This window comes from Aquabacterium sp. NJ1 (assembly GCF_000768065.1).
Taxonomy (GTDB): Bacteria; Pseudomonadota; Gammaproteobacteria; order Burkholderiales; family Burkholderiaceae_C; genus Aquabacterium.
The window spans coordinates 2,943,824-2,963,259 of record NZ_JRKM01000001.1; the positions used below are offsets into that span (position 1 = coordinate 2,943,824).

The 19,436-nt window shown below is 63.4% G+C and carries 13 protein-coding genes and 1 pseudogene; 8 read left to right on the forward strand and 6 right to left on the reverse strand.

Annotation, left to right across the window (positions count from 1 at the left end; all coding sequences use genetic code 11):
• The first annotated feature begins 31 nt into the window (after positions 1-31).
• From rplJ to JY96_RS12620, 5 genes are all read left to right on the forward strand, one after another.
• The gene (gene rplJ, locus JY96_RS12600) at positions 32-565 is read left to right on the forward strand and encodes a 50S ribosomal protein L10 (protein WP_035037889.1); all 534 of its coding nucleotides are present in this window, start codon (positions 32-34) and stop codon (positions 563-565) included.
• 60 nt (positions 566-625) lie between these two features.
• Positions 626-1,006 (forward strand): 50S ribosomal protein L7/L12, encoded by a 381-nt coding sequence (gene rplL / locus JY96_RS12605; RefSeq protein WP_035037894.1) that lies wholly within the window; start codon positions 626-628, stop codon positions 1,004-1,006.
• Positions 1,007-1,352: 346 nt separating this feature from the next.
• Positions 1,353-5,480, forward strand: a complete 4,128-nt coding sequence (gene rpoB / locus JY96_RS12610; RefSeq protein WP_035037897.1) for a DNA-directed RNA polymerase subunit beta — start codon at positions 1,353-1,355, stop codon at positions 5,478-5,480.
• Between the two features lie 155 nt (positions 5,481-5,635).
• A complete protein-coding gene (gene rpoC / locus JY96_RS12615; protein ID WP_035037900.1) occupies positions 5,636-9,889 on the forward strand; it encodes a DNA-directed RNA polymerase subunit beta' in 4,254 nt (1,417 codons plus the stop codon).
• 229 nt (positions 9,890-10,118) lie between these two features.
• Positions 10,119-10,799, forward strand: a complete 681-nt coding sequence (locus JY96_RS12620; RefSeq protein WP_035037902.1) for a hypothetical protein — start codon at positions 10,119-10,121, stop codon at positions 10,797-10,799.
• Here the strand turns inward: JY96_RS12620 and JY96_RS12625 are convergent.
• The 3 genes and pseudogenes from JY96_RS12625 to JY96_RS24275 all read right to left on the reverse strand — a co-directional run.
• Complete coding sequence (locus JY96_RS12625) at positions 10,750-12,570, reverse strand: ATP-binding protein (protein ID WP_052162469.1); 1,821 nt, start codon at positions 12,568-12,570, stop codon at positions 10,750-10,752. The two genes, JY96_RS12620 and JY96_RS12625, sit on opposite strands and share 50 nt — an antisense overlap.
• A gap of 139 nt (positions 12,571-12,709) precedes the next feature.
• The gene (locus JY96_RS24140) at positions 12,710-12,979 is read right to left on the reverse strand and encodes a DinB family protein (RefSeq protein ID WP_200883502.1); all 270 of its coding nucleotides are present in this window, start codon (positions 12,977-12,979) and stop codon (positions 12,710-12,712) included.
• 37 nt (positions 12,980-13,016) lie between these two features.
• A pseudogene (locus tag JY96_RS24275) lies at positions 13,017-13,352 on the reverse strand (DinB family protein); the annotation flags it as partial.
• Positions 13,353-13,388: 36 nt separating this feature from the next.
• Between JY96_RS24275 and JY96_RS12635 the strand changes: the two are divergent.
• Positions 13,389-14,204, forward strand: coding sequence for a mechanosensitive ion channel family protein (locus tag JY96_RS12635; RefSeq protein WP_035037905.1), 816 nt, complete (start codon positions 13,389-13,391; stop codon positions 14,202-14,204).
• A gap of 22 nt (positions 14,205-14,226) precedes the next feature.
• Here JY96_RS12635 and JY96_RS12640 read toward each other — a convergent pair whose 3' ends face one another.
• Both JY96_RS12640 and JY96_RS12645 read right to left on the reverse strand, forming a co-directional pair.
• Positions 14,227-14,943 carry a DUF6748 domain-containing protein gene (locus tag JY96_RS12640; protein ID WP_152606488.1) on the reverse strand — a complete coding sequence of 239 codons (717 nt, stop codon included), beginning with the start codon at positions 14,941-14,943 and terminating at the stop codon, positions 14,227-14,229.
• A gap of 169 nt (positions 14,944-15,112) precedes the next feature.
• Positions 15,113-15,445: a hypothetical protein gene (locus JY96_RS12645; RefSeq protein WP_035037908.1), complete on the reverse strand. Its 333-nt coding sequence runs from the start codon at positions 15,443-15,445 to the stop codon at positions 15,113-15,115.
• A 48-nt stretch (positions 15,446-15,493) separates the two neighbouring features.
• On the opposite strand from JY96_RS12645, the gene JY96_RS12650 reads away from it, so the two are divergent.
• Both JY96_RS12650 and JY96_RS12655 read left to right on the forward strand, forming a co-directional pair.
• Complete coding sequence (locus JY96_RS12650) at positions 15,494-17,998, forward strand: DEAD/DEAH box helicase (RefSeq protein WP_035042616.1); 2,505 nt, start codon at positions 15,494-15,496, stop codon at positions 17,996-17,998.
• 117 nt (positions 17,999-18,115) lie between these two features.
• Complete coding sequence (locus JY96_RS12655) at positions 18,116-18,388, forward strand: hypothetical protein (RefSeq protein WP_035037910.1); 273 nt, start codon at positions 18,116-18,118, stop codon at positions 18,386-18,388.
• A gap of 175 nt (positions 18,389-18,563) precedes the next feature.
• Here JY96_RS12655 and JY96_RS12660 read toward each other — a convergent pair whose 3' ends face one another.
• Positions 18,564-19,196, reverse strand: a complete 633-nt coding sequence (locus JY96_RS12660; protein ID WP_035037912.1) for a PEP-CTERM sorting domain-containing protein — start codon at positions 19,194-19,196, stop codon at positions 18,564-18,566.
• Between the last annotated feature and the right edge of the window lie 240 nt (positions 19,197-19,436).

Genomic DNA, 19,436 nt, shown 5'->3' on the forward strand with positions numbered 1-19,436 from the left:
GTGCCCAAGGACATGTTTTAAGGAGTAGACCTTGAGTCTCAATCGCAACGAAAAAGAAGCCGTCATTGCGGAAGTGGCTGCCCAGGCGGGCAAGTCGCAGACGCTTGCACTGGCTGAGTACCGCGGTCTCACGGTGGCTCAACTGGATCAGCTGCGCAAAACCGCACGCGCCCAAGGTGTGTATCTTCACGTGCTGAAGAACACCCTGGCTCGTCGCGCTGTTGCCGGCACCCCGTTCGAAGTCGCCGCCGAGAGCATGAGCGGCCCGCTGATCTACGGCTTCTCTGAAGACGCCGTGGCTGCAGCAAAGGTGATCGCTGACTTTGCCAAGGGCAATGACAAGCTGGTCATCAAGGCTGGTGCATACGCTGGCAAGGCTCTGGACGCCAATGGCGTCAAGTCCTTGGCATCGATCCCCAGCAAGGAAGTTCTGCTGGCCCAAATTTGCGGTCTGCTGCAATCGCCGATCTCGGGCTTCGCCCGCGTGCTGGCTGCAGTGTCCGAGCAAAAGGGTGGTGGCGCTCCTGCTGCCGAGGCAGCTCCTGCCGAAGCTCCCGCTGCTTGATCTGCTCACCGAGCAATCAACCGTACCGCATTCAACTTTTACCGATTTTAGGAACCCAAAATGGCATTCGATAAAGACGCATTCCTGACCGCCCTGGACAGCATGTCCGTGATGGAGCTCAACGAGCTGGTCAAGGCCATCGAAGAGAAGTTCGGCGTGTCCGCCGCTGCAATGGCTGCTCCCGCTGCTGGCGGCGCTGCTGGCGGTGGCGCTGCTGCTGCTGAAGAGAAGACTGAATTCAACGTGGTGCTGACCGGCGCCGGCGCCAACAAGGTTGGCGTGATCAAGGCCGTGCGCGAAATCACCGGCCTGGGTCTGAAGGAAGCCAAGGACCTGGTTGACGGCGCTCCCAAGAACGTCAAGGAAGGCATTGCCAAGGCTGACGCTGAAGCCGCTGTGAAGAAGCTGGTTGAAGCTGGCGCTACTGCCGAAATGAAGTGATTCCCTGCCCGCCTTCTGGCGGGCGTCGGAAGACGATGAGCTGCCCTCCTCGTGAGGGCGGCTTTCGGCTTTTCAGGGGTGAAAATCCCTGAGAGCAGCCGAAAAGCCATCCGGTAGTACACTGGAGGGCTTTTCGAGTGTTCTCTGAACCGACTGCGGAGAACCGGTTTGGTCGAGCCTGTGTGCAATGCGCGGGTTGTCTGCCAGCGGTTGGTAGTGGCCAACCACCAAGCCTCGGACGCAAGGTCCGAATGGCCAGTCGCCGAACAACAGCGCGCCCCCACGGCCAGGGAGCGGGCTGAATTCGAAACGGTGCATCGCTGATGGTGCCCGAAACGGAGAGTTTATGGCGCAAGCAACCCCCTATAGCTACACCGAGCGCAAGCGGATCCGCAAGAGCTTTGGCAAGCGCGGCAGCGTATTGAACGTGCCTTATCTGCTGACGATGCAGAAGGACTCGTACGTCGCCTTCCTGCAAAAGGAAGTGCCGCCGCAACAACGCAAACCCGAAGGCCTGCAAGCCGCTTTCATTTCGGCGTTCCCCATTGTTTCGCACAATGGTTTCGTCGAGATGAAGTTCATCGAGTACAACATCGCCAAGCCGGCGTTCGATGAGCGTGAGTGCCAGCTGCGGGGGCTGACTTTCGCTTCTGCCGTGCGTGCGCGCCTGCAGATGATCATCTATGACCGTGAGACGTCCACGTCCCAGTCCAAGGTGGTCAAGGAAGTGAAGGAACAAGAGGTCTACATGGGCGAAGTGCCCCTGATGACCGACTACGGCTCCTTCATCATCAACGGTACCGAGCGCGTCATCGTGTCGCAGCTGCACCGTTCGCCTGGCGTGTTCTTCGAGCACGACAAGGGCAAGACGCACTCGTCGGGCAAGCTGCTGTTCAGCGCCCGCATCATCCCTTACCGTGGCTCCTGGCTGGACTTCGAATTCGATCCGAAGGACCTGCTGTACTTCCGCGTGGACCGTCGCCGCAAGATGCCGGTGACGACCCTGCTGAAGGCCATCGGCATGAACAACGAGCAGATCCTCTCGACGTTCTTCCAGAATGACCACTTCAAGCTGATGGATTCCGGCGCGCAGATGGCCTACGTGCCTGAGCGCGTCAAGGGTGAAATCGCCCGTTTCGACATCACCGACAAGTCTGGTTCGGTCATCGTCGAGAAGGACAAGCGCATCACCGCGCGCCACACCCGCCAACTGGAACAGTCCGGCACCACGCACCTGAGCGTGCCCGAGGACTACCTGCTGGGCCGCGTGCTGGCCAAGAACCAGATCGACCCTGACACCGGCGAAATCATCGCCAAGGCCAACGAAGAGCTGACCGAAGCCCTGCTCAAGAAGCTGCGCGCGGCCAAGATCCTCGACATCGAAGTCCTGTTCACCAATGAACTGGACCAGGGCGCCTACATCTCGCAAACGCTGGCCACCGACGAAACCGCCGATGAGCTGGCTGCACGCGTGGCCATCTACCGCATGATGCGCCCTGGCGAGCCGCCCACCGAAGATGCCGTGCAGGCGCTGTTCGGTCGCCTCTTCTACAACGAAGACACGTACGACCTGTCGCGCGTGGGCCGCATGAAGTTCAACGCCCGCGTGGGCCGCGACGAGGGCACGGGCCCGATGGTGCTGTCCAACGACGACATCCTGGCCGTCGTGAAGATCCTGGTCGAGCTGCGCAATGGTCGCGGCGAAGTCGATGACATCGACCACCTGGGCAACCGCCGCGTGCGTTGCGTGGGCGAACTGGCCGAGAACCAGTACCGCTCGGGCCTGGCTCGTATCGAAAAGGCCGTGAAGGAACGTCTGGGTCAGGCTGAAACCGAAGCCCTGATGCCGCACGACCTGATCAACTCCAAGCCGATCTCGGCTGCCTTGAAGGAGTTCTTCGGTGCGTCGCAGCTGTCGCAGTTCATGGACCAGACCAACCCCCTGTCGGAAATCACGCACAAGCGTCGCGTTTCCGCTCTGGGCCCGGGTGGTCTGACCCGCGAACGTGCCGGCTTCGAAGTGCGTGACGTGCACCCGACCCACTACGGTCGTGTGTGCCCGATCGAAACGCCTGAAGGCCCGAACATCGGTCTGATCAACTCGCTGGCGCTGTACGCCCGCCTGAACGAATACGGCTTCCTGGAGACGCCTTATCGTCGCGTGAACGATGGCCAGACCACGATGCAGATCGACTACCTGTCGGCCATCGAAGAAGGCAAGTACGTGATCGCGCAGGCCAACGCCTCGCTGGACAAGGACGGCCGTCTGACCGACGAGCTGGTGTCTGCCCGTGAAAACGGCGAATCCGTGCTGACCTCGCCCGAGCGCATCCAGTACATGGACGTGGCCCCGACGCAGATCGTGTCGGTCGCTGCCTCGCTCGTGCCCTTCCTGGAGCACGACGACGCGAACCGCGCGTTGATGGGCGCCAACATGCAGCGTCAGGCTGTGCCTGTGCTGCGTCCTGAAAAGGCCGTGGTTGGTACGGGCGTCGAGCGTGTGGCTGCGGTTGACTCGGGTACCGTCGTGACCGCCAAGCGCGGTGGCGTGGTGGACTATGTCGACACCAACCGTATCGTGATCCGTGTGAACGACGCGGAAACGGTGGCCGGTGAAGTCGGCGTCGACATCTACAACCTGATCAAGTACCAGCGTTCCAACCAGAACACCAACATCCACCAGCGCGCCATCGTCAAGCGTGGCGACAAGGTGGGCAAGGGTGACGTGGTGGCCGACGGCGCATCGACCGACCTGGGCGAACTCGCTCTGGGTCAGAACATGCTCGTGGCCTTCATGCCCTGGAACGGCTACAACTTCGAAGACTCGATCATGATCTCGGAGCGTGTGGTGGCCGAAGACCGCTACACCTCGATCCACATCGAAGAACTCGTCGTGATGGCCCGCGACACCAAGCTGGGCTCTGAAGAAATCACGCGCGACATCCCGAACCTGTCCGAGAACCAACTGGCTCGTCTGGACGAATCCGGCATCGTGTTCATCGGTGCAGAAGTTGGCCCCGGCGACGTGCTGGTCGGCAAGGTGACGCCGAAGGGCGAAACCACGCTGACGCCTGAAGAGAAGCTGCTGCGCGCCATCTTCGGCGAGAAGGCTTCGGATGTGAAGGACACCTCGCTGCGGGTGGACCAGGGCACCTCCGGTACCGTGATCGACGTGCAGGTCTTCACCCGCGAAGGCATCCAGCGTGACAAGCGCGCCCAGCAGATCATCGACGATGAACTCAAGCGCTTCCGCCTGGACCTGAACGACCAGTTGCGTATTGTGGAGGCTGACGCCTTCGACCGTATCAAGAAGCTGCTGATCGGCAAGGTCGCCAACGGTGGCCCCAACAAGCTGGCCAAGGGCACGACCCTGGACGACGCTTACCTGTCGTCGGTTGACAAGTTCCACTGGTTCGACATCCGTCCTGCCGAAGACGAACTGGCCAACCAGCTGGAATCCATCAAGAACTCGCTGGAGCAGACCCGCCACAGCTTCGACCTGGCTTTTGAAGAAAAGCGCAAGAAGCTGACCCAAGGCGACGAGCTGCCCGCTGGCGTGCTGAAGATGGTCAAGGTGCACCTAGCTGTGAAGCGTCGCTTGCAGCCTGGCGACAAGATGGCCGGCCGTCACGGTAACAAGGGTGTGGTCTCCAAGATCGTCCCGATCGAAGACATGCCTTACATGGCCGACGGCACCCCTGCCGACATCGTGCTGAACCCCCTGGGTGTGCCTTCGCGTATGAACGTGGGTCAGGTGCTGGAAGTGCACTTGGGCTGGGCTGCCAAGGGCATTGGTCAGCGCATCGGCAACATGCTGCAGCAGGAAGCGGCCGCGGCCGAGCTGCGCAAGTTCTTCGACGAGCTGTACAACAAGTCCGGCGGCAAGAAGGAAGACATCGACTCCTTCAGCGACACCGAGATCATCGAGATGGCCGGCAACCTGTCCAAGGGTGTGCCGTTCGCCACGCCGGTGTTCGATGGTGCCAAGGAAGAAGAAATCCGCGCCATGTTGCAGCTGGCTTACCCCGCTGACATCGCCAAGGCCAAGGGCCTCACCCCGACCCGCACGCAGGCCATCCTGCATGACGGTCGCACCGGTGAAGCCTTCGAGCGTCCTGTCACCGTCGGCTACATGCACGTGCTGAAGCTGCACCACTTGGTCGACGACAAGATGCACGCCCGCTCGACTGGTCCTTACTCGCTGGTCACCCAGCAGCCTCTGGGCGGTAAGGCACAGTTCGGTGGTCAGCGCTTCGGTGAAATGGAAGTGTGGGCACTGGAAGCGTACGGCGCGTCCTATGTGCTGCAGGAAATGCTCACGGTCAAGTCCGACGACGTCAATGGTCGTACCAAGGTCTACGAGAACATCGTCAAGGGCGAGCACTCGATCGACGCTGGTATGCCGGAGTCGTTCAACGTGCTCGTGAAAGAAATCCGGTCCCTGGGTATTGACATCGAACTGGAGAAAAACTGATCTGAGTGCCCCATGCCACGCCATGCGGCGTTGGTCGGTCGGTTGCATAGCGCTGCTATGCCGCCCTCCCGCCCGCCTTGCCTGGCCTGCCATGGACCCCTCAGATTCGTTGCCACGTCGACACGGTACCCAACTGAAATATTTAGGAGAAAGCCATGAAAGGCTTGCTGGACCTCTTTAAGCAATTCACCCCTGATGAGCACTTCGATGCCATCAAGATCGGCCTGGCCTCGCCCGAGAAGATTCGGTCGTGGTCGTTCGGCGAAGTGAAGAAGCCCGAAACCATCAACTACCGTACGTTCAAGCCTGAGCGTGATGGCCTGTTCTGCGCCAAGATCTTTGGCCCGATCAAGGATTACGAGTGCCTGTGCGGCAAGTACAAGCGCCTGAAGCACCGCGGCGTGATCTGTGAGAAGTGCGGCGTCGAAGTGACCCAGACCAAGGTCCGTCGTGACCGCATGGGCCACATCGAACTGGCTGCGCCTTGCGCCCACATCTGGTTCCTGAAGTCGCTGCCTTCGCGTCTGGGCCTGGTCCTGGACATGACGCTGCGCGACATCGAGCGCGTGCTGTACTTTGAAGCCTACGTGGTGGTGGACCCCGGCATGACCCCGCTGAAGAAGTTCAGCATCATGTCCGAGGACGATTACGACGCCAAGCGCATCGAGTACGGCGATGAATTCGAAGCCCTGATGGGCGCCGAAGGCATCAAGAAGTTGCTCGAAGAGATGGACCTGGACGTCGAGATCGACAAGCTGCGCAACGACATGACGGGCAGCGAGCTGAAGATCAAGAAGAACGCCAAGCGCCTGAAGGTGATGGAAGCGTTCAAGAAGTCCGGCATCAAGCCCAACTGGATGGTGATGGACGTGCTGCCCGTGCTGCCGCCCGATCTGCGTCCGCTGGTGCCGCTGGACGGCGGTCGTTTCGCGACATCCGACCTGAACGACCTGTACCGCCGCGTCATCAACCGTAACAACCGTCTGGCCCGCTTGCTCGAACTGAAGGCGCCAGAAATCATCGTGCGCAACGAAAAGCGCATGCTGCAGGAATCGGTTGACTCGCTGCTGGACAACGGCCGTCGTGGCAAGGCCATGACCGGTGCGAACAAGCGTGCCCTGAAGTCGCTGGCCGACATGATCAAGGGTAAGAGCGGTCGCTTCCGTCAGAACTTGCTGGGTAAGCGCGTCGACTACTCCGGTCGTTCCGTGATCACCGTGGGCCCGACCCTGAAGCTGCACCAGTGCGGTCTGCCCAAGCTGATGGCGCTTGAACTGTTCAAGCCCTTCATCTTCGCGCGCCTGGAAGCCATGGGTATCGCCACCACGATCAAGGCTGCCAAGAAGGAAGTCGAATCCGGCACCCCTGTGGTGTGGGACATCCTTGAAGAAGTGATCAAGGAACACCCCGTGATGCTGAACCGTGCGCCTACGCTGCACCGTCTCGGCATCCAGGCGTTCGAGCCTGTGCTGATCGAAGGCAAGGCCATCCAGCTGCACCCCCTCGTTTGCGCGGCCTTCAACGCCGACTTCGACGGTGACCAGATGGCCGTTCACGTGCCGCTGTCGATCGAAGCCCAGATGGAAGCCCGCACCCTGATGCTGGCCTCCAACAACGTGCTGTTCCCTGCCAACGGCGAACCTTCCATTGTGCCGTCGCAAGACGTGGTGCTGGGTCTTTACTACGCCACCCGCGAGCGCATCAACGGCAAGGGCGAAGGCATGGTCTTCTCCGATATCCCCGAGCTGCAACGCGCGCTGGATAACGGTGTGGTCGAGATCACTGCCCGCATCAACATCCGTCTGACCGAGTACACCAAGAACAAGGACACGGGCGAGTTCGTCCCCGAGACCAAGCTGGTGGAAACGACCGTCGGTCGTGCGCTGCTGTCCGAGATCCTGCCCAAGGGCCTGCCTTTTGCGAACATCAACAAGGCGCTCAAGAAGAAGGAAATCTCCCGCCTCATCAATACTTCGTTCCGCAAGTGCGGTCTGAAGGAAACGGTGGTGCTGGCTGACAAGCTGCTGCAAAACGGCTTCCGTCTGGCGACCCGCGCTGGCATCTCCATCGGCATCGACGACATGCTCGTGCCGAAGGAAAAGTACGGCCTGATCGAGCGCGCCGAAAAGGAAGTCAAGGAAATCGAACAGCAGTACGTCTCCGGTCTGGTGACGGCTGGCGAGCGATACAACAAGGTGGTGGACATCTGGGGCAAGACCGGCGACGAAGTCGGCAAGGTCATGATGTCGCAGCTGTCCAAGCAAAAGACCATCGACCGCAACGGCGTGGAAGTCGATCAGGAATCGTTCAACTCGATTTACATGATGGCTGACTCCGGTGCCCGTGGTTCTGCCGCTCAGATCCGCCAGCTGGCCGGTATGCGGGGCCTGATGGCCAAGCCTGACGGCTCCATCATCGAGACCCCCATCACGGCTAACTTCCGTGAAGGTCTGAACGTGTTGCAGTACTTCATCTCGACCCACGGCGCCCGTAAGGGTCTGGCCGACACGGCGTTGAAGACCGCGAACTCCGGTTACCTGACCCGTCGTCTGGTGGACGTGACGCAGGACTTGGTTGTGACCGAGGAAGATTGCGGCACCGACCAGGGTATCGCCACGCGCGCCCTGGTTGAAGGCGGTGAAGTCATCGAATCGCTGCGCGACCGTATCCTGGGCCGCGTGCCCGCGATCGACGTGCTGCACCCCGAGACCCAACAGGTCGTCATCACCGCCGGCACCATGCTGGACGAAGACGCCCTGGACATCCTCGAAGCCGCTGGCGTCGACGAAGTCAAGGTCCGCACGCCGCTGACTTGCGCCACACGCTTCGGCCTGTGCGCCAAGTGCTACGGCCGCGACCTGGGCCGCGGTGGCCTGGTGAACTCCGGTGAAGCTGTCGGCGTGATCGCTGCGCAGTCCATCGGTGAACCCGGCACGCAGTTGACGATGCGTACCTTCCACATCGGTGGTGCCGCTTCGCGTGCCGCCATCGCTTCGAGCGTGGAAGCCAAGTCGGACGGCATCATCGGCTTCAATGCCACGATGCGTTACGTCACGAACGGCAAGGGCGATCTGGTGGTGATTTCGCGTTCCGGCGAAATCATCATCGCCGACCAGCACGGCCGTGAGCGTGAGCGCCACAAGGTGCCGTATGGCGCGCAGCTCAACGTCAAGGCCGACCAGACCGTCAAGGCTGGCCTGATCCTGGCAACCTGGGATCCGCTGACCCGTCCGATCATCACCGAGTTCGCCGGTAAGGCCAAGTTCGAGAACGTCGAAGAAGGCGTGACCGTGGCCAAGCAGGTGGACGAAGTGACCGGTCTGTCGACCCTGGTCGTGATCGACCCCAAGCGCCGTGGCGCTGCCAAGGTCATCCGTCCTCAGGTCAAGCTGCTCGACGCCTCTGGCGCCGAAGTGAAGATCCCCGGTACCGACCACGCCGTGACCATCGGCTTCCAGGTTGGCGCGCTGATTCAGGTGCGCGACGGCCAGGATCTGTCGCCTGGTGAAGTGCTGGCCCGTATCCCAATCGAAGGTCAGAAGACCCGCGACATTACCGGCGGTCTGCCGCGTGTGGCCGAGCTGTTCGAAGCCCGTTCGCCCAAGGACAAGGGTTCGCTGGCCGAGATCACGGGTACCGTGTCCTTCGGTAAGGAAACCAAGGGCAAGGTTCGCTTGCAGATCACCGACCCCGAAGGCAAGGTCTGGGAAGACCTGGTTCCGAAGGAAAAGAACATCCTGGTGCACGAAGGCCAGGTGGTCAACAAGGGCGAATCCATCGTCGACGGCCCGGCCGATCCGCAGGACATCCTGCGTCTGCTGGGTATCGAAGAGCTGGCCCGCTACATCGTCGACGAAGTGCAGGACGTCTACCGTTTGCAAGGCGTGAAGATCAACGACAAGCACATCCAGGTGATCGTTCGCCAGATGCTGCGTCGTGTTCAGATCACCAATGCCGGTGACACCAACTACATCGTTGGCGAACAGGTGGAACGTTCGGAACTGCTGGACACCAACGACCGCATGCGCGCCGAGGGCAAGATGATCGCCACGCACAGCGATGTGCTGCTGGGTATCACCAAGGCTTCGCTGTCGACCGACTCCTTCATCTCGGCCGCTTCCTTCCAGGAAACGACCCGCGTGCTGACCGAGGCTGCCATCATGGGCAAGCGCGACGAGCTGCGCGGCCTGAAGGAAAACGTCATCGTGGGTCGCCTGATCCCCGCTGGTACCGGCATGGCCTTCCACCAGGCTCGCAAGGCCAAGGAAGAGATGGACGACAGCGAACGCCGCGCCATCGCCATGCAGGAAGCCCAGGAGCGCGCTGCGCTCGAACTGGCTGCCCTGGATGGTGACGACGATGGTGCCGATGCCGCCGCACCCGCTGAAGGTGGTGCCGCTGCCGAGTAATCGCCAGTTGTTCTGACCGCTTTTCAAGCGATCGCCAAGCGCCAGGCCCGAAAGGGTGCTGGCGCTTTTTCTTTGTTCGGGCGTGAGCCGTGCAATTCGTCACGCTCATCAAAGCTGGTTGCACGCGCTGTTCACAAGCGGCTGGAAAGAGCCGGTTTTTCTGCCCATGAAGCCAGGGTGGCCTCTCATATCTTTCGACGCATCCCATTCATCACAGGTGTGTCGCTTCATGAGCTCTCTTGCCCATAACTTCGAGGTTTGTATCGCCAGCACGGAGGCCGAACTGACGCAGGCCTGTATCGTGCGCAAGGTGGCTTATGGCCACCATCTCGGCGACGAAGCGGTGGCGGGGTTCTCGTCCGTCGAAGCGCTGGACCGCACACCCGGTACGGTGGTGCTGCTGTGCCGCGACAAGCTGACGGGTGAGGCGGTCGGCACGGCGCGCATCAATGTGGGCCATGAAGCCCATGCCCTGCTCATTGAGCGCCATGTGATCCTGCCTCGCCAGATCACCTCACGGCTGCGTGCCGAGGTGACGCGCCTGGCGGTGCTGCCCGGCGCCCATGGCCTGGTCAAACTGTGCCTGATGAAGGCGGTGTACCACTACTGCCTGGCCAAGGGCATCGACTGGCTGGTCATCGCCGCCCGCAACGATGCGCTGGGCCGCGCCTACCGGGGCCTGGGCTTCAAGGACTTTCTGGCACCCGGGCAGATGATGCCCCTGGCTTATGCGGGCAACCTGCCGCACTACATCTTCACGATGGATGTGCAAGGTGCCGAGCCCGCCTGGCGCCAGTCAGGTCACCGCCTGCTGGGTTTCATGATGGACCTGTCGCTGCGGGACATGCCCGACTTCGGCCTCAAGCCTCAGCCTGCTGTGGCTTCGCCGTCGCGGGCTTTGGTGGCTTGACGCCGGGACCGCTCCAGCGCGCAATGGTCGCGGACAACTCTTCGAGCGTGCAGGGCTTGGGCAGGAAGTCGTCCATGCCGGCATCCAGGCAGTCCTGGCGTTCGGAATCGGTGGCCGTGGCGGTCAGGGCCACGATGGGCACCCGCGGCAGCCCTAGCGCCCGCTCTTGCTCGCGGATCATGCGCGAAGCCTGGTAACCGCTCATCACCGGCATCTGGCAGTCCATGAGGATGAGGTCGGGACGATGCTCGCCGGCAAGGGCTTGATGCAGGGCCTCGGCGCCATCCTTGGCCCGGACCGCCTGCATGCCCAGGATCTCCAGAAAGTTCATGGCCACCAGGGCGCTGACGTCGTTGTCTTCGGCCAGCAGGGCCTTGCAAGGGGTGGGGGCGCTGGGCTGTGCGGCAGGCGATGCCGCTGGATGAGGGCCTGCCGCCGTGGCCTGTGGCAGCCTGGCCGTGAAGGTCAAGGTGCTGCCTTCTCCGGGCACGCTGCGCGCGACCACATCGCCGCCCATGGCGCGGGCGATGTCGCGGGCAATGGTCAGGCCCAGGCCGGCGCCTTCGGTGTTGCCATTGCTCGCCTCTGATTGCTGGAAGGCCTCGAAGATCCGGCTCAGATCGGCGGGAGGAATGCCCGGGCCGGTGTCGCGCACCTCAGCTTGCACCATGCCCGTGGCCTCGTCGCGGCTGATGCTCAGGGTCACGCCACCGTGCCGTGTGAACTTGACGGCATTGCCCAGCAGGTTGTGCAGGACCTGCCGGAATCGCCCGGGGTCCACCAGCACCCAGCAGGGCTTGGGCAAGTCATCCTGCAGTTGAAAGCTGAGCCCCTTTTCTTCGCAGCGCACCGTGTAGACACCGGCGATCTGCTCGATCTGTGCCGCCAGATCGTTGCGCTCGCTGCGGATCAGGAACTGGCCTGATTCGATGCGGGAGATGTCCAGCAAGTCGTTGATCAGGTTGAGCAGGTGGGCACCCGAGGTCTCGATCAGCTCGACGCGGCGGCTCAGTGCGGGTTCCGGCACGGCATCGCGCAAGAGCCTGGCCACCCCCAGGATGCCGTGCAGCGGGGTGCGCAGCTCGTGGCTGATGTTGGCCAGGAACTGCGTGCGAACCGCGCTCTGGCGCATCGCCACCTTCAGGGCTTCGGCCTTGTCCTGGGCCAGCGCCTCGGCTTGAAGCCGCAGCTGGATGCCTTCCTGGATCCGCTTTTCGGTGCGTGCGGCCGTGGCCATCTGCAGTACCAGCAACAGCAGCAAGCCGATGCCACCGAGCTCGCCGTAGATCTCGCCCCGCATGAACAGCCCCAGCGCGGCCGGCGCCATGATCGGCGCGGCGTAACCCATGGTGAAGCGGGCGCTGACCTGCAGCCCGAAGGTCGCCACGCAGGAGATGCAGGCCAGCACGGCCGCAAAAAAGGAGGCCATGGGCCAGGGCGCCATGTTGATCACGTAAAAGCCGGCCACACCCCAGACGGCGCCGTCGGCGATCAAGGCGACCAGGGTGCCGGTGGCCCAGGCGGGCGGGTGGGTCGCGCGGCGGGCATACAGCCAGCCCTGGACGAAGCGAAAGCCCGAGATCGCCAGCTTCAGGGCCAGCCAGGCATCCACCATTGTCTTGGGCGCGACGACACCACGCAGGGCCACGGCCAGCGCCACCGCAAATGCAGTGGCCACAACCATGCCAAGCCGAGCATGGGTCCAGACCATGTCCAGCTGTTCATCGCTGATCTTGTGTCGATACCAGTCCGGGCGTGGTGATGGGCGCATTGCCGTTCCCGCAAGGAGCGCAACTTCCGCCTTGTCGTCCCTAGTTAGTCACCGCAACACTTTGCGCCAAAAACGGCGCAAGGTCCAGTGCCGTTCCTGTCGCGCTTTGGCGTCAGAAAATGGCAGCCGGGTCGCCACCTCACTGCCAGCCCGGCATCACAGGCAGGTCGGTCGGGCCGATGTCGGCGCCCAGCTGGGTGAGCAGGGTCGTGATCTGGCCTCGGTGGTGCGTCTGGTGGTTGAACAGGTGCATCACGGCGACCACGTAGGGCATGGTGATCTGCTTCTGGTAGCTCACGCTGAAGAAGCTCAGCAGCCGGGACGGCGTCTCGGCCTGCAGGCCCTCTGCCCAGTCCATCAGGCGCTGGTCCATGGCCTGGCCGGTCGGCGCGCAAGGCGGTGAACTCACTGTGCAGCTCCTGATCCGGGGATGTCATCGTGACGGCCTGGCCGTGCAGGCGCTGCATCCAGGCCTCATCGGTCAGCAGCAGGTGGTTGAGCGTGCCGTGGATGGAGCGGAAAAAGGCGCCTCGATCGGCCTTGCGCTGCTCGTCCGCCAGCGAGTCGGCCGCAGCGTACAGCTTCTCGTTCATCCAGCGGTTGTAGCGTGCCATGGTGGTGGCGTAGTCACGCAAGTCCCACGGTGCGGGTGGCGGGTGCTCGTTCATGCAGGCCTCCTTTGTTGGCGACATGGTGCAAGCAAGGCTAAACCTTGTGGAATGCTCGGGCTTTGTCACGGGGTATGGCCTGGCGCTGACTAGAGTGTGGCGTGCGGGCGCCATGGGCGGTGCCCGCCCCTGATCAAAAGAGGTGAGCAGATGGACATGCACGCGATACAGCTGTTTCTCAGCACCACGGTGACGGAGCTGGCCATCAAGGTGGTGGCCGCCATCCTGTTCTGGGTCATCGGGCGATGGTTGATCAGCAAGGTGATCGCCATCATGTCGATGACGATGAGCCGCAACCATGTGGACCCGACGCTGACCAAGTACCTGGGCTCCATCGTGGCCGTGGCCCTCAACATCGCCTTGGTGCTGGGCATCCTGGGCTACTTCGGCATCCAGACCACCTCGTTTGCGGCCATGCTGGCCGGCGCGGGGGTGGCCATTGGCGCGGCCTGGAGCGGCTTGCTGGGCAACTTCGCGGCGGGCGCCTTCATGCTGGTGCTGCGCCCCTTCAAGGTGGGGGATTTCGTGTCCATCGGGGGCGTGGTCGGCACGGTGCACGAACTGGGTTTGTTCGGCACCACCATCGTCACGCCGGACAACGTGCTCACCGTGGTGGGCAACGGCAAGATCTTTGGCGAGACCATCCAGAACTTTGATGCGCTGCCCGTGCGCCGGGTGGACCGCATCGCCCAGCTGGCCAATGGCGTGGACCCGCTGGACGCGATCGCGCGCCTGCAGGCCGCCGTGGCCCAGATCCCCAACGTGGCGCAGTCCCCCGCACCCGAGATCAACCTGCTGGACATGAAGCTGGAAGGCCCGCAGATTGCGGTGCGCCCCTACACGGCCAACGCCAACTACTGGCAGGTGTACTTCGCCACCAACGAGGCCATCGTCAAGGTCTGCGCCGAAGCCGGCTGGCCGGCACCGGCCCTGACGCAGATCCACAAGGTGCAGCAGGCGGCCTGATGCGTCAGGGGCATTCGAGGTTTCAGGGCTTGGCCGGCAGGTAGAACTCGCTGGCCAGCAGCTTGCTGCCCTTGCGTGTGCCGCCATCCAGCGCATGCAGGCGCACCGGCACGATGGCGCCTGCCGCCAGGATGCCCGTGCTGCCCAGTGCCTCATAACCGGCCTGAATCTGCTTGTCGCTGGCGCCAGTCAGGCTCAAGTCCAGATCGGGGTTGAGCACCGGCGCGATCACATTGAGCTTGGTGGCCGCCAGCGAAGGGCAGGGGGCCGTGATGCACACGATGCCCGTGCTCTTGACGCCGTAGAAGCTGCCCAAAGGCTTGTTGCGCAGGCCCTGGCCTTGCCAGGCCTCGGTGATGGTCAGCTGATCGGCCGTGTAGAAGCCTGCCGGTGCGGGCTCCAGCAGGCCGCGGACCAGTGCGTGGCCTTGCGCGAACTCGGCGTCAAACGCGGCGCGCTGTTCACTTGTCCAGCCCAGTGCATTGGCGTTCAGTTGCACAGCATGACACTCTCTTTGCATGCTGCCATCCGCGCAGCGTGTCTGGGCCTGATTGACGGCCTTCACGAAGTAGCCGCCGCACATCGGGTAGGCGCACTTGCGGGTGTCCACGCGTGTGACGATCAGGTAAGCATCGCGGGTCTGCAGCGTGGGCGTGGTGGCGTCTTGTGCGGTGGCGAATAGGGGGCTGCCAAGCAGCATCAGCGCGCTGCATGCGCTCAAGGTCAGTCGTTTGATCATGATGAGGGCCTCCATGGCGTGGGTTGTGCCGCGCAATATAGGCGCCTGCCATGTGAATGGCATCAGGGTCTGGCCACCAGCAGAGGCAAGAGGTATTGCAGCTTGTAAACGGCACGCTGAATGCCCCGCTGGCTACGCTGCAAGCGGCAGCAAGCCGTCCCAGTGCCGCTCAGCGTCGCTCGCTGTCTTCGGGCGTGGGCAAGCCAGGATGCGGCCAGCCCAGCAGTTCGGCCAGGCGCGTCACCACCCACACGGCTTCGGCCTCCTGCACCGCGCCATCGGGCGACAACAGGCCCTTGAGGCAGCGATCCAGCACCTCCTGCTCGTCCACACCGATCTCGACATGGATGCTGCGGCAGTGTTCGGTCAGGTGCTGGGCCAGGTCCTCGCACACCTCGTAGCGGTCGCGCAGTTCGCACAAGGGGATCGTCAACCGCTTGCGTGCATCGCTGTGCAAGGCGATGAACGAAGGTGGGATCTCGATTTGGTATTCATCCGACATGCTGGCTTTGTACCTCAAGCCACCCCCGCGGCGTTGGACAATCTCGCCATGCCCGCCACTTCCCAGCCGGCGCCGCCTCCAACCAGTGGCTGGCGCTTTCGTCCCCGCCTGACCTTGCAGACCCTGACCCGGGGCGATGGCCTGCTGGGCATGCAGGCGCAAGGGCGCTTCGGGCCGCGGGGCCCCCAGGTCACGCTGGCACGCGTGGACTGGACCTACACCGGCCCGCAAGGCAGCTGGTGGGCCATGCCCGCGCCCACCAGCGTGCTCTACGTCCGCCAGGGCCTGGCCGTGGACGTGCCCGACACCAACGGCCGCCTGCACACCCTGCAGCGCGACGTGCAGGCCGAAGCGGACGCCCTCGACGACTTGCTGGACAGCGGCCTGCGCCCCTTGCCCGACGAGACCCTGCAATGGCGCGCCCCCCAGCTGGCCCAGGCGGCCGGCCAGGCCCACGAGCCCTTGTGGTCCCTGCACCAGGAAGACCAGTTCGCCGACTACTGGGTCGAGCAACTGCCCCGCTTGCAGGCCCGCGGCTGGTCCATCGTCGTGCGGCCCGGCTTTGCGCACCAGAGCACGCCCGTATCGGCCTGGCGCCTGGTCATCAGCCCGGAAACCGGCGAGGCCACCGGGCAGGAGCTGGTCGGCACCATTGCCGCACCGCCAACGCCGGTGCGGGCCCTGGGCGCCCCTCGCCGCGAAGGCTCCTGGCTGGTCACCCTGGGCGTGGAGGTCGATGGCCAGCAGCTCGACCTCGCCCCCTTGATCGCGGACCTCATCAAGCGCGACAAGCGTTGGCTCAACGCCAGCGACATCGCCGACATCGACGACCGGGCTATCGTCATCCTCAGGGCGCCCGGGGGCAAACGCATCGAAGCCCCGGCGGCCCCACTCAAGGCCATCGTGGGCGCCATGGTCGACCTGCTGACCGACCCACGCCGCCGCGAAGGCCCGCTCAAGCTGCACGACTGGGATGCCATGCGGCTGGAGAAACTGCGCGAGCAGCTGGCCGACAGCCAGGCCGCGCGCGCCGGCCAACATGGCCGCTGGCAATTGCAAGGTGACGCCGGCTTGCGCAGCCTGGCCCAACGCCTGCGCGCGGCCGGCAGCCCGCAGCCTGTGCCTGATCCCCAGGGGCTGGGCATCCAGCTGCGCCCCTATCAACAGCAAGGCGTGGCCTGGCTGCAATACCTGCGCGAACAGCAACTCGCCGGCATCCTGGCCGACGACATGGGCCTGGGCAAGACCGCGCAAGCCCTCACACACCTGCTGATCGAGCAGCAAGCCGGCCGGCTGGATCACCCCGCGCTGATCGTTTTGCCGACCTCGCTCGTCTTCAACTGGCAGGCCGAAGCGCAACGCATGGCGCCCAGCTTGCGCGTGCTGGTGCTGCAAGGGCCGGACCGCGCCGCGCACTTCCCGCGCATCGCCGAACACGACATCGTGCTCACCACCTACCCCCTGCTGTGGCGCGACATCGATCACCTGGCGGCCCAACCCTTCCACACCGTCATCCTGGACGAAGCCCAAACCGTCAAGAACGCCACCAGCAAAAGCGCCGCGGCCGTGCGCCGCCTGCAATCCCGCCACCGCCTGTGCCTCACCGGCACCCCGCTGGAGAACCACCTGGGCGAGCTGTGGGCCCAGTTCGACTTCCTGATGCCTGGTTTCCTGGGCGACATGCGCAGCTTCCAGCGCCAATGGCGCGACCCCATCGAGCAAAACGGCGAAACCCTGCGCGCCCAGTTGCTGGCCCAACGCGTGCGGCCCTTCATCCTGCGCCGCCGCAAGGCCGATGTGCTGGCCGAGCTGCCGCCCAAGACCGAAGTCGTGCAACACCTCCAGCTCGAAGGCCACCAGAAGGCCCTGTATGAAAGCGTGCGTGTGGCCGCCGACGAGATGGTGCGCCGCGCCCTGACCAAACAAGGCTTCGAGGGATCCCAGATTGCCGTGCTGGACGCCCTGCTCAAGCTCCGCCAGGTCTGCTGCGACCCCTGGCTGGTCAAGGGCCGCAAGATGCCCCGCGCCATGGAGCGCGCCAAACTCGCCTGGCTGGTGGACACGCTGCCCGCCCTGGTCGAAGAAGGGCGGCGCGTGCTGGTGTTTTCCCAGTTCGCCGAGATGCTGGGCCTGATCGCCGACGAACTGGTCGAGCTGCGCCTGCCGTTTGCCATGCTCACGGGCGAAACCCCGCCCGCACAGCGCGCCGAGGTCGTCCGGACCTTCCAGGCCCGCGAAACGCCGCTGATGCTGGTCAGCCTCAAGGCCGGCGGCGTGGGCCTGAACCTCACGGCGGCCGACACGGTGATCCATGTGGACCCCTGGTGGAACCCCGCCGTGGAGCAACAGGCGACCGACCGCGCCCACCGCATCGGGCAGGACCAGGCCGTCACGGTTTACAAGCTGGTGGTGGCCGGCAGCATCGAGGAGCGCATCCAGGCCTTGCAGGCGCGCAAGGCCGCCTTGGCCAATGGCGTGCTCGGCGAGGACGCGCAGGGGGCCGTGAAGTTCAGCGAAACCGATCTCGTGGCGCTGTTGGCCCCATTGGGTTGACGTTTAACAACGCCCAGCGCCAAAGTCCGGAAAATTGCATTCTGTTACCTAGGGTTTTTACCCACTACCGAGTGTTTTCCCCTAGACTGAATGCCATCGAACACAAGGAGTCCCATCATGGCTCAGACAGGTTTCAAGCTGCATCAAGTCTCGCACCAGAGCCCGGCTGATCTGGCGCACAAGCAACTGGAAGTGGAAAAGGTCGGCGTGATCGCCGGTTTCCTGGCCGGTTTGCCCCTGGCTGTGGGGACGGTTCAGGAAGTGCTCAATGCGCACGCCGCACCTGAATGGCTGGTGGGCTTGGCCATGGTCATGACCGTGGCGGCCACCACCTCGGTCGGTTTGCGTGTGGGTGCGGCCCTTGCCGGCCTGATGGGCAAGCGCCACTGACGCGTCCAGCTTGCATCTCGCGGGCGCGGCAGGCTTGCCGCTGACGCGATTCTCCAGAGCAGACGGCTCGGTCCTGATCAGACCGGGCCGTTTTGTTTTTTAGGTTGCTGAGCGGCTGGCAATCGCCCATGAAAAAACCGCCCGAAGGCGGTTTCTTGAACGACGCAAGCGGCGATCAGCCCTGGCGACGACGCTTGACCAGCGCCAGACCCACCAGGCCCAGGCCCATCAGCGCGTAGCTGGCGGGTTCGGGCACAGCGGCCACGGCATTGATGCCCGCCAGACGGAAGGCGCTCAGGTTGCCCGTTGCCTGGATGGTGAAGGTGTTGCTCACCACATTGCCCAGGTCGAAGGTCTTGAGGATCAGGCCATTGTCGTTGCTGTTGCTCAGCAGCTTGGAGCCACCCACCCAGCTCACCGTGGCGTGGTCGAAGGTATTGAACAGGTAGTCGTTTTCCCACATCGAGAAACGCAGGCTGCTCAGCTTGACCGCCTTGTTGAAGCTCAGCACCAGCTTCTCGCCGGGGTTGGCAAACAGGCTGCTGTTGAGCTCGCCCGGCTCCAGGAGGCCGCCGCTGGCGCCGATGCCATCCCAGCGCTTGTCCACGTCGATCTGCTGGCCAGCACCGTTGTAGGCGCGGATGGTCACGCCCAGATCACCCGACACGAACGTCGGGGCGGTGCTGACTTCGTCAAAGACCGGGCCTTCAAAATAGAACTGGAACGTGCTGTTGGGAACGGTGGCGTGGGCAGACAACGGCGCAACCACGGCCAGGGCCAACAACAGATTCTTCTTGATCAGAGACATGCGCTCTCCTGTGCATGAAATGGTGTGAGGCCTGACACGTTTCAGGCTCGTCCACAGAGGGTTTCCACTTTAACCGGATCGGGTTAGTTTCCGCATCCCCATTGTCGCGGGGGTGGGGGTGGCACGAGGGGGTAAAGCGCGAACAAAGTCACGCCTGATCTGGGGTGCTTGCGCCCGCCAGGGCTGTGGCGCTACAATGGAAAGCTTTTCGGCTTGCGCCAGGCCTTTTCGTCTCCACAG

Excerpts from the sequence above, each read along its gene's own strand:
- JY96_RS12620 (WP_035037902.1), top strand. The coding sequence starts at position 10,119 with ATGAGCTCTCTTGCCCATAACTTCGAGGTTTGTATCGCCAGCACGGAG.
- JY96_RS12655 (WP_035037910.1), top strand. The coding sequence starts at position 18,116 with ATGGCTCAGACAGGTTTCAAGCTGCATCAAGTCTCGCACCAGAGCCCG.
- JY96_RS12650 (WP_035042616.1), top strand. The coding sequence starts at position 15,494 with ATGCCCGCCACTTCCCAGCCGGCGCCGCCTCCAACCAGTGGCTGGCGC.
- rpoC (WP_035037900.1), top strand. The coding sequence starts at position 5,636 with ATGAAAGGCTTGCTGGACCTCTTTAAGCAATTCACCCCTGATGAGCAC.
- JY96_RS12640 (WP_152606488.1), bottom strand. The coding sequence starts at position 14,943 with ATGATCAAACGACTGACCTTGAGCGCATGCAGCGCGCTGATGCTGCTT.
- JY96_RS12625 (WP_052162469.1), bottom strand. The coding sequence starts at position 12,570 with ATGCGCCCATCACCACGCCCGGACTGGTATCGACACAAGATCAGCGAT.
- JY96_RS12645 (WP_035037908.1), bottom strand. The coding sequence starts at position 15,445 with ATGTCGGATGAATACCAAATCGAGATCCCACCTTCGTTCATCGCCTTG.
- JY96_RS12635 (WP_035037905.1), top strand. The coding sequence starts at position 13,389 with ATGGACATGCACGCGATACAGCTGTTTCTCAGCACCACGGTGACGGAG.
- rplL (WP_035037894.1), top strand. The coding sequence starts at position 626 with ATGGCATTCGATAAAGACGCATTCCTGACCGCCCTGGACAGCATGTCC.
- JY96_RS12660 (WP_035037912.1), bottom strand. The coding sequence starts at position 19,196 with ATGTCTCTGATCAAGAAGAATCTGTTGTTGGCCCTGGCCGTGGTTGCG.
- rpoB (WP_035037897.1), top strand. The coding sequence starts at position 1,353 with ATGGCGCAAGCAACCCCCTATAGCTACACCGAGCGCAAGCGGATCCGC.